Annotated in this window: 11 protein-coding genes; 9 read left to right on the top strand and 2 right to left on the bottom strand. The window is 70.0% G+C overall.

Annotated features, from left to right (window positions below; all coding sequences use genetic code 11):
- The first annotated feature begins 20 nt into the window (after window positions 1-20).
- Window positions 21-593, top strand: a complete 573-nt coding sequence (locus ACFQV6_RS16790) for a DinB family protein (RefSeq protein WP_378028416.1) — start codon at window positions 21-23, stop codon at window positions 591-593.
- Here the strand turns inward: ACFQV6_RS16790 and mtnA are convergent.
- Together mtnA and ACFQV6_RS16780 are read right to left on the bottom strand one after the other, a co-directional pair.
- A complete protein-coding gene (gene mtnA / locus ACFQV6_RS16785) occupies window positions 590-1555 on the bottom strand; it encodes an S-methyl-5-thioribose-1-phosphate isomerase (protein ID WP_378028415.1) in 966 nt (321 codons plus the stop codon). The two genes, ACFQV6_RS16790 and mtnA, sit on opposite strands and share 4 nt — an antisense overlap.
- On the bottom strand, window positions 1552-3402 hold the full coding sequence (locus tag ACFQV6_RS16780; RefSeq protein ID WP_378028414.1) for a M48 family metallopeptidase: 1851 nt from the start codon (window positions 3400-3402) through the stop codon (window positions 1552-1554). The genes mtnA and ACFQV6_RS16780 overlap by 4 nt, the downstream gene beginning before the upstream one ends.
- Before the next feature lie 106 nt (window positions 3403-3508).
- On the opposite strand from ACFQV6_RS16780, the gene ACFQV6_RS16775 reads away from it, so the two are divergent.
- The 8 genes from ACFQV6_RS16775 (at window position 3509) to ACFQV6_RS16740 (ending at window position 13445) form a co-directional block, all read left to right on the top strand.
- The gene (locus tag ACFQV6_RS16775) at window positions 3509-4567 is read left to right on the top strand and encodes a PHP domain-containing protein (RefSeq protein ID WP_378028413.1); all 1059 of its coding nucleotides are present in this window, start codon (window positions 3509-3511) and stop codon (window positions 4565-4567) included.
- Between the two features lie 44 nt (window positions 4568-4611).
- Window positions 4612-6282, top strand: coding sequence for a DUF885 domain-containing protein (locus ACFQV6_RS16770; RefSeq protein WP_378028412.1), 1671 nt, complete (start codon window positions 4612-4614; stop codon window positions 6280-6282).
- A 500-nt stretch (window positions 6283-6782) separates the two neighbouring features.
- Window positions 6783-7877, top strand: coding sequence for a hypothetical protein (locus ACFQV6_RS16765; protein ID WP_378028411.1), 1095 nt, complete (start codon window positions 6783-6785; stop codon window positions 7875-7877).
- Window positions 7864-10917 carry a nitrate- and nitrite sensing domain-containing protein gene (locus ACFQV6_RS16760; RefSeq protein ID WP_378028410.1) on the top strand — a complete coding sequence of 1018 codons (3054 nt, stop codon included), beginning with the start codon at window positions 7864-7866 and terminating at the stop codon, window positions 10915-10917. Before ACFQV6_RS16765 ends, ACFQV6_RS16760 begins: the two co-directional genes overlap by 14 nt.
- Window positions 10914-11360: a roadblock/LC7 domain-containing protein gene (locus ACFQV6_RS16755; protein ID WP_378028409.1), complete on the top strand. Its 447-nt coding sequence runs from the start codon at window positions 10914-10916 to the stop codon at window positions 11358-11360. The genes ACFQV6_RS16760 and ACFQV6_RS16755 overlap by 4 nt, the downstream gene beginning before the upstream one ends.
- The gene (locus ACFQV6_RS16750) at window positions 11357-11818 is read left to right on the top strand and encodes a DUF742 domain-containing protein (protein ID WP_378028408.1); all 462 of its coding nucleotides are present in this window, start codon (window positions 11357-11359) and stop codon (window positions 11816-11818) included. The genes ACFQV6_RS16755 and ACFQV6_RS16750 overlap by 4 nt, the downstream gene beginning before the upstream one ends.
- Window positions 11796-12422 carry an ATP/GTP-binding protein gene (locus tag ACFQV6_RS16745; RefSeq protein ID WP_378028407.1) on the top strand — a complete coding sequence of 209 codons (627 nt, stop codon included), beginning with the start codon at window positions 11796-11798 and terminating at the stop codon, window positions 12420-12422. Before ACFQV6_RS16750 ends, ACFQV6_RS16745 begins: the two co-directional genes overlap by 23 nt.
- Before the next feature lie 96 nt (window positions 12423-12518).
- Complete coding sequence (locus ACFQV6_RS16740; RefSeq protein WP_378028406.1) at window positions 12519-13445, top strand: hypothetical protein; 927 nt, start codon at window positions 12519-12521, stop codon at window positions 13443-13445.
- Window positions 13446-13651 lie beyond the last annotated feature (206 nt).

The raw sequence follows: 13651 nt of genomic DNA, 5'->3' as shown, positions 1-13651 counted from the left end.
GCCCACCGAAGGAGCTTCAGATGCCCGGCCAGGTCGGTCCCATCGCCAACGAGCAGGATGGCCTGCTCGCCTATCTCGCCCAGATGCGTTACGTGATCAAACTGACCGCTCACGGGCTCACGCCGGAACAGCTTCGTGCCACGCCCAGCGCCAGCCCACTCAGTGTCGGCGGCTTGATCAAGCACTGCGCCTCCACCGAGGAGGGCTGGATGACGATCGTGCGCGGCGAGTCGCAGCCGGCCGACTACCAGGCCTACGCGACCAACTTCCGGCTAGCCGACGGGGAGAGCTTCGACGAGGTGCTCGCGAGATACGACCGGGTCGCCGAGGCGACCGAGAAGACGGTCAACGACATCGCGAACCTCGACCACCCGGTGCCGATCGACCACTCGGTCCCGTGGAACCCGCAGGACCGGGACTTCTGGTCACTGCGATGGGTGCTGCTGCACCTGATCCAGGAGACCGCGCGGCACACCGGGCACGCCGACATCGTCCGCGAGTCGGTGGACGGCGGCACCGCCTACCCGTTGATGGCCGCCGCCGAGGGATGGCCGGAGACCGACTGGCTCAAGCCCTGGAAACCTTCGGTCTAGGGCTTCTCGCCGCGGTCCACGCGGATCACGCGGCGGTCGGTGACGATGGCGGTGACCAGGTCGTGCGGGGTGATGTCGAAGGCCGGGTTCACCGCGTCGCCGAACGCGGTGACCTCGCCGGCGCCGCGATCCTCGATCTCCACCTGGGCGCCGGACGGGGTGTCCAGGTCCACCGTGGATTCGGGTGCCACCACGAGGAACGGGATGCCGGCCCGCTGCGCGCCGAGAGCGTGCGAGTAGGTACCGATCTTGTTGATCACGTCGCCGTTGGCGCAGATCCGGTCGGCGCCCAGGATCACCGCGTCCACCTCGCCGCGGGCCATCAGGAACGGGCCGGCCGAGTCCACAGCGACCCGGTGCTCGATGCCCCAGCGGGCCAGCTCCCAGGAGGTGAGCCGGGCGCCCTGCAGCAGCGGCCGGGTCTCGCTGGCGATCACCCCGGCCAGCCTGTCCCGCCGGTGCAGCTCGCCGACCACGCCCAGCGCGGTGCCGATGGTGACCGCGGCCAGCCCGCCGGTGTTGCAGTGGGTGAGCAGCCGCGGTCGCGCTCCGCACAGCTCCACGACCAGGTCGGCACCGAGCGTCGCCATCGCCTGGGACGCCACGATCTCCTCGTCCCGGATCGCGAAGGCCTCGGTCAGCACCGCCTCCGGCCCGTGCGGCAGCAGCACGGCGGCACGTTGCGCGCCGCGGGCCAGGTTGACCGCTGTCGGGCGGGCGCTTTCGATCTTCCGTACGGCCAGCGCCAGCGCCGCCGGATCGTCGCCGTGGACCCGGGCGGCCAGGGCCACGCCGAAACCGCCCGCCACACCCAGTGCGGGTGCGCCGCGCACGGCCAGCGACTGGATCGCCGCGATCAGCTCACCCACCGTGTGCAGCCGGAGGATTCGTAGCTCACCCGGGAGGGCCGTCTGGTCGATGATCTCGACGGCCCCGTTCACCCAGTCGATCGTCCGCATCATGTGGCGGCTCGCTCGTTCACCCGTTTCAGGATGGATTCGAGGGTGTCGCGGCTGTCCCCGATGGTGTCGCTGGACCAGCGCTCCTTCAGGATGACCTTGGAGCCGTCGTGCAGGCTCAGCTCAGCATTGATCGGCACGGTCTTCAGGATACGAGCGGCCGCCAGCTCCTCAAAAGCCACGAACCGGTAGTGATGGGCCAGCACGGCCGGGTCGTTGGCGGCGAGCAGCTGGCCGATCCGCTTCTCACCCTCACCGGTGTCCTTCGGCGCGGGCACGAAGATCATGCCGCGGTCCAGCAGGATCACGTCGCTCTCCTGCTCGTCGACCTTGACGTTGGCCAGGGCGCCGATCACGTCCGAGCCCTGCGCGCCGGCCTTGACCTCCACCACCCGTGCCGCCTCCACCTGGACACCGAGCTGGGCGAGCCGCGCCCGAGCCTGGTCCAGGGTCTCCGGCGCGACCGCCAGCTTGGCGATCTCGGTGAAGTCGGCGGTGGCGCCGTTCCGGTCGACCAGCCTGGCCGACTCCGACCAGGAGTGCTGCCAGGAGGCGACACCGGAGCGCACCGCCGCGAGCGTGATCAGGTCGTCCATCGGGCCGGCGAACGCCAGGGCGGCCTCGTACCGGCTGAGGTCGGGGTAGAACTCGGCGGCCAGCTCGGCGAGCCGGCCCGCGGCGACCATGCCGAAGATCTCGGCGAGGCCGGCCTCGGGGACACCGAGCCGGCGGGCGGCCGAGCGGAAGACCCGGTCGGCGCGACGCTGCTGCATCGCGACCAGCGACGCGGCGGTGAACTGCGCCCAGGGCAGCACGGTACGCGGCCCGAAGTTGACCACCGCCGCCTGAAGTTCCAGGCCGGCCCCGTCGAGCTGGGGCAGCAGGACCGAGGCGGGGCGCTCGTCCGCCGGGTGCGACACCGGCGGGAGGGCACGCATCGCGCTGATCCGTTCGCCGATCGCCGGGTGGGTGTCCCAGCGCGACGTCTTCTCGTCCGGCTCCTGGTCACGCAGGTCGGCCAGCTCGCCGGTACGCGCGGTGTAGAGCTGCCGGAAGCCGCCGAAGATGTCGTCCGGCGCGTATCCGATCTCCCAGCCGAAAGCGACGTACCGTCCGAAGTAGAAGCTCCAGGCGGCGTCGACGACCGGGATCTCCCGCATCGAGCTGACCGCGGCCTCGACACCGGCGACGCGGACCGAGACCTGGTCGGCCTCGAACTCCTGCCGGCGGGTGACGGCGTTGCTGACCAGCAGGTAGAGCCGGCCGTAACCCTTGAAGACCCACCCGAACACGTTCCACTTGCCGACCCGGCTGAGCGTCTCGTGCATGGCGAGCCGGCCCCGGTAGGCGACAGCGGCGAGCCTGGTGTGCGAACCGGAGTAGTGCCCCAGCTCGTGGGCGACCACCGAGCGCATCTGGTCGACGGTGAACGTCTGGAGCAGCGGCATGCCGAGGTAGAGCCGGCGGCGGCCGCTGACCAGGCCGAGCAGCTCGGTGTCCTCGCTGACCGCGGCGTTGACCTCGGGGACGAGACGGATCTCGTCGGGGGCGCGGGTGCCGGCGGCAACGGCCATCTCCCGTACCGTCTGCCACAGCGCCGGCGCCTGCTCCGGGGTGAGCGGCAGGCCCTCCGGCTCGCCCGGCTGGGCGCGGATGGCCCGCCAGAGGCCGGCGACCACCGCACCGACCGCGACGAGCAGCACCCAGCTCAGCTTCGCGGCGCCCGCGCCGTGCATGTGCGTCCAGATCTCGTAGATCAGCAGGCCGACGACCGCGAGCTGCACGAGACCGAGCACGTAGAAGCCGACAAGCATCGCGACCGAGATCGCCGCGCGCAGGGCAGTGGACATGGCCGTTCCTTCCCCCGTTGACCCGCCCTCCGGCCGGGCGGCCGTCGGAAGATACCGACTTCGATATCGGCCCGGCAAGATTCATCCGACCACCTAGGCTGGCCGCATGGTTAGTCGTGATCCGGTCGCCGACCTGCGGCGTATCGCCTTCCTGCTGGAGCGGGCCAACGAGGCCACCTACCGGGTGAAGGCGTTCCGGTCGGCCGCGTCGGCGGTCGCCAAGACACCGCAGGACGAGCTGGCCGCCCGCGCCGAGGCCGGCACCCTGGCGAAGCTCGCCGGGGTCGGCGACGTGACGGCGCGCTGCGTCACCGAGTCGCTGGCCGGCGAGGAGCCGGTGTACCTGCGACGGCTGACCTCCACCGAGGGCACCGACCTGCCGGAGGCGGCCGCCGCCCTGCGCGCGGCCCTGCGCGGCGACTGTCACGTGCACTCCGACTGGTCCGACGGCGGCTCGCCGATCGAGGAGATGGCCCTGGCCGCGGCCGACCTAGGCCATGAGTACTTCGTGCTCACCGACCACTCGCCCCGGCTCACCGTGGCGCGCGGCCTCACCGCCGATCGGCTGCGCCGCCAGCTCGATCACGTGGCCAAGCTGAACGAGGCGCTGCCGGAGGGATTCCGCATCCTCACCGGCATCGAGGTCGACATCCTCGACGACGGTTCGCTGGACCAGGAGGACGAGTTGCTGGCCCGGCTCGACGTGGTGGTCGGCTCGGTGCACAGCAAGCTGCGCGACGAGTCACCGCGGATGACCCGCCGGATGGTCACCGCGATCGCCAACCCGCACCTGGACATTCTCGGGCACATGACCGGGCGCAAGGTGTCCGCCGCCGGCGAGGGCGACGTGGCGCACTCCCGCGCCCGGACCCGCCCGCCGAGCACCTTCGACCTGGACAAGGTGATCGCGGCCTGCCTGGAACACGGCAAGGCCATCGAGATCAACTCACGGCCGGACCGGCTGGACCCGCCGAAGCGGATGCTCACCGTCGCGGTGGAGGCCGGCTGCGTGTTCAGCATCGACACCGACGCGCACGCCCCGGGACAGCTGGACTGGCTCGACTTCGGCTGTGGGCGGGCGGCTCTGTGCGGCGTACCGGCTGACCGCGTGGTCAACACCTGGCCCGCCGACCGGCTGATCGGATGGACCGCTTCGCACAGCTGAAATCGGGCAGAATTCTGCCCGTTCCGTCCCGTAGTGTCGGCCGGGTGGGACGAATAGACGAACTCGCCAACCGCTACGTCGACGAGTGGGCCGAGCTCAACCCGACCGGCGCGACCGCCGTCGGCATCTCCGGCCACGATGACAGGACCGACGACCTCTCACCGGAGGGCTTCGCCGCTCAGGCAGAGCTGCTCCGCCGTACGATAAATGATCTTGATGTGATCGAACCCGGACATGAGTCCGAGCAGGTCGCCAAGGAGGCAATGCTCGAACGGCTCGGCCTCGAACTGGCCAGGCTGGACGCCGGCTACGCCGCCACCGAGGTCAACGTCATCTCCAGCGGCCTGCACAGCCTGCGGATGGCCCTCGATCTGATGCCGACCGAGGGCGAGGAGGCGGTCGCCAACATCGCCACCCGGCTCCACGCGCTGCCCACCGCCCTGGAGCAATACCGTCGCACCCTGCTCGAGGGTGCCGGCAACGGTGTGGTCAGCGCCCGGGCCCAGCTGCTGGCGGTCGCCGAGCAGTGTGACGCCTGGACCGACCCGCGGCGGGACGACTTCTTCGGTGGCCTCGCCCGCCGGCTCCAGGCCTCCGGCGCGCTCGAGACGGAGCTGCGGCGCGGTGCCGAAGTGGCGACCGCCGCGACGGCCTCGTTCGGCGCCTTCCTCCGGGACGAGCTCGCCCCCCGCGGCCGCGACAAGGAGGCCGCCGGGCCCGAGCGTTACGCCCTGGCCTCCCAGTACTTCCTCGGCGCCAAGATCGACCAGCTGGAGACCTACCTCTGGGGCTTCGAGGAGCTGGACCGGCTGGAGCGGGAGATGCGCGCGGTGTCGGCGGTCATCGCCGGAGCGGGAGCCACTGTCGACGAGGCCGTCGCGGTCCTCGACGCCGACCCGGCCCGCAGCATCCCGGGCAAGGAGGCGTTCCGCGACTGGATGCAGGCGCTCTCGGACCGGGCGATCACCGATCTGAACGGCACCCACTTCGACATCGAGCCGCCCGCACAGAAGCTGGAGTGCTGCCTGACTCCCACCAGCGACGGCGGCATCTACTACACCGGGCCCAGCGAGGACTTCTCCCGCCCGGGCCGGATGTGGTGGGCGGTCCCGGAGGGACAGGAGGTCTTCTCCACCTGGCGCGAGGTGACGACCGTCTACCACGAGGGTGTTCCCGGTCATCACCTCCAGGTGAGCCAGGCCCTGATCCGCGCCGACATCCTGAACCGGTGGCAGCGGCTGCTCTGCTGGTGCTCCGGGCACGGTGAGGGCTGGGCGCTGTACGCGGAACGCCTGATGGACGAGCTGGGCTACCTCACCGATCCGGGCGACCGGCTCGGCATGCTCGACGCGCAGGCGCTCCGTGCGGCCCGGGTGATCGTCGACATCGGCATGCACCTCGAGCTGGAGATCCCGGCCGGCAACCCGTTCGGCTTCCATCCGGGTCAGCGGTGGACACCGGAGCTGGGCTGGGAGTTCCTGCGGGCGCACACCCGGATGCCCGAGGAGGTGCTGCGGTTCGAGTGGAAGCGGTACCTGGGATGGCCGGGGCAGGCGCCGTCGTACAAGGTCGGTGAGCGCATCTGGATGCAGGCGCGGGACGAGGCAAAGATCCGTAAAGGCAGTGATTTCGACCTCAAGAGCTTCCACCGGGACGCCCTGAACCTGGGCTCGCTGGGGCTTGATCCGCTCCGCAAAGCACTGGCGAGAATTTAAGTCATTCGGCCTCTCCGTACCGAAAACGGGACGGAGAGGCCGTCATTTGCGTATCCGAGCCACTACGCAGAGCAATAGTTAAACGCTGCGCAATTGGTACGCCACTATCCGTGAATGACAGTGCGATCAGATGTAACAAATCCGAAGTAGAAGTCATATTCACGTCCCGCCCACGATGCGGATACGATCCTCCGCGGCGCTCGTCACTCAGTTCCGACAGCCCGTGTGGACTGGGCCTCCTCATCGCAGCAAACCCTGGTCCGCGCAGACGTACAGCCGAGTCGGCAGTGCCGCGTATCCCCCGATCAGACGAGAGAACTCTGACCCTTGGCAAGGGGTTTTCTGAGGTTTTCTCGGATAGATTGACCCGGATCGGTGCGCCCGCTTGGCTACTGTCCGTAGCCCCCGAATGGCCCATCGCGTGTGCATGGCGGAGGACTTAAGCAATGTCAGTCTCGGTTAACAGCCGGCGAACCCGTTTACGCTCCGCCATCGCGGCGGTGCTGACGGTTCTCGTCGTACTGCCGACGGCAGCACTGTTCCTGCGTGTCCTTGGCGACAACTCGGAACACCGGAGCAACACGGAACTGGAGCGGCAGGGTGTCGAGTTCCTCGCCGCCCTCGGGCCGCTGACCACCGCGCTCGCCGAAAAGCAGGCCTCGGCCCTGCAGGGCGTCGGCGCGGAACCGGCCTCCCTGACCGCCGCCGTCGCGCGTGTCCAGGCCGCCGACGACGACCTCGGTGAGGACCTCGGCACCCGGGACCGGTGGGCCGGCCTCAAAGACAAGATCGCGAAGCTGCAGAGCGTGGACGGCGACGCCGCCACGATCTACGAGGCGCACGTCGAGGTCTCCGACCTGGCCCTGGCGCTCTACGCCGCGGTCCGGGAGAACTCCACGCTCAACCGTGACGAGTCGAGCGACATCTGGTTCCTCCAGCAGGCCGTGGCCGTCGACATGCCGGAGGCCGTGACCCGGGTCAGCCGCATGGGTGACACCGCGAACATGGTCGCCGCCGCCAAGGCCCGGCAGAAGCAGGCCCTGCTCGCCCAGTTCGGCACCGAGTCCCTCCTGGTCCGCCAGGCCGGCGACGACCTGACCGACAACCTGCAGGCCGCCGCGAACGCCACCAGCAGCGCCACCCTGAGCGGCAACCTGGTGACCACTCTGGACGCGTTCCGCCGCGGTATGGAGGCGGCCAACCGTGGCGCCAACTTCGGTGGCGCACCGAACGTCTCCGCGCTGGTGACCGCGCAGAGCACCCTGCAGAGCGCGCTCAACGCACTCTCCGGCGTCGTGCTGAAAGAGCTGGACACCCTGCTCAGCGACCGGATCGACTCGCTGAACTACCGCCGGGCCGAGTCCTGGGGCCTGCTCGCCGTCGCGATCGCCCTGATCCTGGTCGCCACCTACTGGACCCGCGTCCGGGCCGCCGACGTTCGCGAGTCGCTCGGCCGCGGCGACACCGGCCGTGACGTCTCGGTGCAGAGCGACAGCCGCGGTTCCGCCTACGGCGGCAACCCGTACGACCCAGCACCGGCCTACGGCGAGATCCCCAATTACGGCGGGCGGGAGCGTTCCGGTGCTCTTCGGTAAGTTCCGGATCCTCGGCAAGCTCGCCCTGCTGGTACTCGTACCCCTTCTCGGGGTCGTCGGGCTGAGCATCCCGGTCATCTTCGAGCGCGTCGACGCCGCTCGTGTCGCCCAGAACACCTCCGACACCGTTCAAGCCGCCACCCAGGTCAGCTCGGCACTCATCGAGCTCCAGGAGGAACGGCTGCTCTCGGTCGGCTTCCTGCTCGGCCTGGTCGACCGGCCGACGCTCGTGGTGCAGAGCGCCGAGGCCGCCGACGCGGTGGCCGAGCTGAACGACCTGGACCAGGACGTCGCGGAAGACCTGCCCCGGGCCATCGCCCGAGCCGCCACGCTCTCCAGCACCCGGCAGAACGTGCTGAACCGCGCGGTCACCGCGCCCGAGGTCGTCGAGGACTTCACCGGCATCATCACGCCGCTCATCGACGGCCTGGGCCTCTCGGTCAGCGCCGACCTGACGACCGCTGTCGGCCGGCAGGTCTACGCGCTCGACCGCGCCATGCGCTCCGACGACCTGATCAGCGTGGCCACCTGTTACCTCGCGTCCGCCACGGTGGCCCGCGACGACCCGCGAGCCTCCGGTCAGCTGCTCGGCGCGTTCAACGCGACGTTCAGCCAGATCCAGTCGATCATCACGACGTCGGAGGTCTACTTCACCGACGCGCAGTACAAGCTGTACATCAACACCCAGGACGCGTTCGTCTCCCGCGTGGGCACGAAGTTCCAGACCACGCTGGCCTCGGACCCGACCAAGGCGCTGCGGGACCTGAACATCAGGACGCTCTTCCCGTCGCTGCAGTCGGTGACGATCCTCGGTAGCTTCGTCGAGAAGCGCGTCGCACAGGACGTGGACATCACGGTCACCGACAACCGCGAGAGCGCCCTCCGGCAGGCGTTCCTCATCGGTGGTGGCTCGTTCCTGCTGCTGATCCTGGTGATCACGCTCAGCATCTTCATGGCCCGCGCGGTCGCCCGGCCGCTGCGCCGCCTGACCGTCTCCGCCGACCGCATCGCCCGTGCCGCCGAGGCCGAACTCGAGCGGGTGGCAGACGACGAGCAGGAAGCAGCGGTACGCCCGATCCGCCTCGACCCGGTCGACGTCGAGGCACAGGACGAGATCGGCGACCTGGCCCGCGCGTTCGACCGCGTGCAGACCACTGCCGCGCGGCTGGTGGAACGCCAGGTGGCCGGCCGCCGTAACGTCGCCCAGATGTTCGGCCACGTCGGCCGTCGTACGCAGAACCTGGTCGGCCGCCAGCTCTCCCTGATCGACAGCCTGGAACGCCGCGAGACCGACAGCGACCGCCTCCGCGAGCTCTACCGCCTGGACCACATGTCCAGCCGTCTGCGCCGGAACGCGTCAGCGCTCGTGGTGCTCTCCGGTGGTGCCGGTGCGAACGAGCACATGGCACCGCTGCCGCTCTCCGACGTCGTCCGTCTCGCCCTCGGTGAGATCGAGGACTACACCCGTGTCGAGGTGGACGTCCCCGAGGACATCGTCGTGGTGCCGGCCGTCCTGGCCGACCTGACGCTGCTGCTCGCGGAACTGCTGGAGAACTCCACGTCGTTCTCCCCGCCGCACACCAAGGTCACGGTCACCGCCGACGAACTGCGCGGCGGCGCCCGCCTCGCGATCATCGACCGCGGCCTGGGCCTGGCGCCCGAGCGGCTGGCCGAGGAAAACGCGCGACTGACCCGCCGTGAGCGTCTGGACCTGGCACCCACCGAGGTGCTCGGCCTCTTCGTGGTCGGCCGGCTCGCACGCCGGCACGGCATCGAGGTCACCCTGACCGACACGCCCGACGGTGGCCTGACGGCGTGGATCGACCTCAACGCCTCGCACCTGATCTCCCGGGTGGAGAACCTCGCGGTGCCGTCCGCGCCGGGCTTCCCGACGGCTGCCGTGCACGCCTCGCCGATGCCGCAGCAGCTGTACGCCCCGGAGCCGGCCTACTCCGGTGCGCTGCGTGGCAACACCACCGAGGTCGCGATCACCAGCGCGGGCGTTCGCTCGGTGCCGGGCAGCCAGCAGCCGTTCGACCCGAACGTGCTGAGCCGGGCCACGCAGACCCTGGAGTCGGTGAACTCCTGGAACGCGTTCGCACCGGGCGGGGCCAAGGCACAGGGCACCGCCCAGCCCGCCCGCGACCCGTACGCCGACCAGCCTGTCTACGACGCCGAGCCGGTCTACTCGCCGGGTCCCGCGTACCAGGAGCCGGCCGCGCCGATCTATCCGCACGGCGACTCGGTGGTCTCGTACGACATGGGCACCCCGGTGGCGGGTCGTGTTCCGGCCGCACTGCCGGAGCTGCCGTCCGCGCCGTCGGCCGGTGCCGCGTGGAACAACGAGCCGGTTCAGGCCTCCTGGAACGCGTCGGCTCCCGCGGTGGAGGCGCCTTATGAGACGCCCTATGAGGCTCCTTACGAGGCGCCTTACGAGGCGGCGGCGATTCCGCAGCAGCGGGCGGGCAGTTCCGCTCCGTTGCGCCGCCGGGTGCCGGGAAGCCAGCTGCCGGCCGAGTCCGGGCCGCAGCAGCACGCCGCGGCACCGTCGCAGGACGACGCCCTCGCTGCCCGGGCCGCGTTCGACGCCTTCGAGGCCGGTGTCAGCCGGGCCCACTCGGACACCAGCGTCTCCATGCCGGCCCCGATCCCGGCGCCCGCGGCTGTCCCGGAATGGAACACTCCGGCACCCGCGGCCGTCCCGGAATGGAACACTCCGGCACCCGCGGCCGTCCCGGAATGGAACACCCCGGCTCAGTGGAACACGCCGGCTCCGGCCGTCGACACCACACCACAGTGGAGCACCCCGGTTCCGGAGGCGGCACCGCCCGCCCGCCCGGCATCGTCCGGGGGCTCCCCATTGACCCGTCGCGTACCCGGCGCAACCCTGCCGAGCGACGAACCGCACCGCCCGACACCGCCGCCGGCCCCGTCTCAGTTGGACCCGGAAGCCGCGCGAGCCCTGATGGATCAGTTCGAGTACGGAGTCGCACTCGCACTGAACGAGAGTCAGCCACAACACGAGGGACAACCGCGATGACTTCCCCTTACTCCACCGCGCAAAGTCAGCTCAGCGCCGAAGCCAAGACCTTCAACTGGCTGCTGGACTCGTTCACCTCCGGTACAGCGGGCGTGATCGAAGCCATTGCGGTGTCCTCCGACGGTCTCCTGATGGCCATGTCGGCGATCAAGGACAGGCCCAACGCCGAGCGCCTCGCGGCGGTCGTCTCCGGCCTGACCAGCCTCTCCGGCGGTGCCGCCAGTTGGTACCGGCTGGGCGCCCTGAACCGGGTCATCATCGACATGGCTGACGGCTATCTGCTGGTCACCGCGATCAGCGCCGGCTCCGTGCTCGGTGTCATCGCGGACCGCTCCGCCAACCTGGGCACCCTCGCGTACGAGATGACGCTCTTCGCCACGCGTGCCGGCGGTGCCCTCAGCCCGCGCCTGATCGCCGAGTTGAAGAACGCCGTTCAGCAATGACCTACCCGGACCCCGACGAAACGGTGCCTCCGGCCCGCCCCGGAGTCCGGCCCTTCCTGCAATCCGGTCCGCAGCACTCGACCGGCGGTTACACCCCCACCGGGGAGAACCCGCCGGTCGAGACCTCGACCAACAGTTTGCGCCCGTTCGTCATCACGGCCGGGCGAACCGATGGAGGAGACCCCGACATCGGTATGGAAACTCAGGTGACGGTGGTGCCTGGTGCACCACCGTCGCGGTTGTCTCCGGAAACCAGGGCGATCGTGTCTCTCTGTGAGGAGAGTCCGATCTCGGTCGCCGAGATCTCCGCTCGGTTGCGCCTCCACCTGGGGGTGTGCCGAATCCTAGTCGGCGACCTGCGAGCCGCCGGCCAACTGGACGTCCACGTGCTGGACAACGACACACCTGACCCCGAGACCATCATGCGAGTGATCCGTGGACTTCGATCCATCAACTGACCGCGTCGTCGGTACCGCGCGGGTGCCCGGCGGCGCCCCCAAGAAGGCACCGGTCCCGGTCAAGATCATCGTGGCCGGCGGCTTCGGCGTGGGTAAGACCACCACTGTCGGCGCCATCTCCGAGATCGCGCCTCTCACCACCGAGGCCGAGATGACATCGGAGTCAGTGGGCATCGACGATCCCGGTCAGGCGACCATGAAGACGGGCACGACCGTCGCGATGGACTTCGGCGTCCTGACCATCGATCAGACGCTGAAGCTCTACATCTTCGGTACGCCTGGCCAGACCCGGTTCGCGTTCATGTGGGACGACCTGGTCAAGGGCGCCCTCGGTGCCCTGGTCGTGGTCGACACCAACCGAATAGACGACTGCTACCCAGCAGTCGACTACTTCGAACGCGCCGGACTCCCCTTCGTCGTCGGTGTGAACACCTTCAACGGACAGTTGAGCTACAACTTGGACGAGGTGCGCTGGGCGCTCGCGGTTCGCGACGATGTGCCGGTCATCTCGTTCGACGCCCGTTTCCGCGGGTCCGTCCGGGATGCCCTGCTCGTCGTCCTGGACCAGGCACTCGACAAGGCGATTCGGATGAAGTCGTCGTAGGGTGTCGCATCGGGTCGCCCGGTGACGGTTTTCAAACCCGCTCCGATGAGTGCAGAGTGGGTGTACCGGGCGATCGCGTGAGAAGAGGACGGTGACGTGCGAGGCGGATTGGACGACGCGCTCGAAAAGCTCGCCCGGCGGGATGAGCTGAGGCGCCGCGCCACCGGAGACTCCCCCGGCACACCGCCGGCGGTCACGGAGCTGGTCGAGGCGATCGCGGGGGTCATCTCCCGCAACCCGAACCTGAACGTCACTGTCGGCGTCGAGGGCGCCGGCGAACCGACCCTGCTCCACTTCGCCTTCGCCGACGGCGTCGTGCAGGTCACCGCCGACCACCCGGCCCCGGTCCAGGCCGCCGAGACGGCACCGCGCCACGCCGACTTCGAGATCGACATCGAGGAGCCGGCCGAGGAACCGCCCGCTCCGGCCTACCAGCCCGCCGATCCGCCCCGCGCCACCCGCGACGACCAGGACCGCTTCGGCCCGACGGACTTCGACTACTCGGAACCGCCCACCGCCGAACGCCCCTACGTCACCCCGGCGACGCCCGCTCACAACGGCTACGGCCGCGACGAGTTCGCCATGCCGCCGCACGGTCAGCCCGCCTACGGCTATCAGGACCCGGCCTCCGGCCACCTGCCTGACGAGACCAGCGACGACCGGCTGCGGCCGACCAACGGCGCGACCCAGGAACACCTCCAGCACCCTTTCGCGGCGCCACCTCCGCCGCCGGTCCCACCCCAGACCACCCAGCCGTACGCCTCCGTGCCCCCACCCCCGCCCTACACCCCACCGCCGGCTTACCCCGAGCACGCGGCCCCGGCGTCCGCCCCGCCCTACACGGCCCCCGCTTCTGCCCCGCCCTACACGGACCCGTTCCCACCCCAGCCCGGCTTCCCGGAACCGCTGGCGCAGCCCATCCCGCTGCAGGTGGAACGCCCCGAGGAGACCGAACTGGCCGCCCGCCGCCTGGCCGCCATGCTCCGCGACGACCCCACCCTGCTCGACAACCCTCCCGCCTAGCCAGCCCCTCCACCTCCCTCAGCCAGCCGACCTCCCCGGCTGGCTCTCAGCGGTGCCAAATCCCGCGAAACCCACCCCTCACGCCCAGCCGGCCCCACCAGCTGGCCGTGAGCGGTGCCTCGCAGCACAAAACCCACCCCTCACGCCCAGCCGGCCCCACCAGCTGGCCGTGAGCGGTGCCTCGCAGCACAAAACCCACCCCTCAC

Origin of the sequence: Actinoplanes sp. GCM10030250, from assembly GCF_042666575.1 — a bacterium.
Lineage (GTDB): Bacteria > Actinomycetota > Actinomycetes > Mycobacteriales > Micromonosporaceae > Actinoplanes.
Note: the sequence above shows the minus strand (reverse complement) of the source record. Positions and strands in the feature narration are given on the sequence as shown.

Bases quoted from the DNA above. Each gene is read 5' to 3' on its own strand.
- ACFQV6_RS16790 (WP_378028416.1), top strand. From the start codon at position 21: ATGCCCGGCCAGGTCGGTCCCATCGCCAACGAGCAGGATGGCCTGCTC.
- mtnA (WP_378028415.1), bottom strand. From the start codon at position 1,555: ATGATGCGGACGATCGACTGGGTGAACGGGGCCGTCGAGATCATCGAC.
- ACFQV6_RS16780 (WP_378028414.1), bottom strand. From the start codon at position 3,402: ATGTCCACTGCCCTGCGCGCGGCGATCTCGGTCGCGATGCTTGTCGGC.
- ACFQV6_RS16775 (WP_378028413.1), top strand. From the start codon at position 3,509: ATGGTTAGTCGTGATCCGGTCGCCGACCTGCGGCGTATCGCCTTCCTG.
- ACFQV6_RS16755 (WP_378028409.1), top strand. From the start codon at position 10,914: ATGACTTCCCCTTACTCCACCGCGCAAAGTCAGCTCAGCGCCGAAGCC.
- ACFQV6_RS16750 (WP_378028408.1), top strand. From the start codon at position 11,357: ATGACCTACCCGGACCCCGACGAAACGGTGCCTCCGGCCCGCCCCGGA.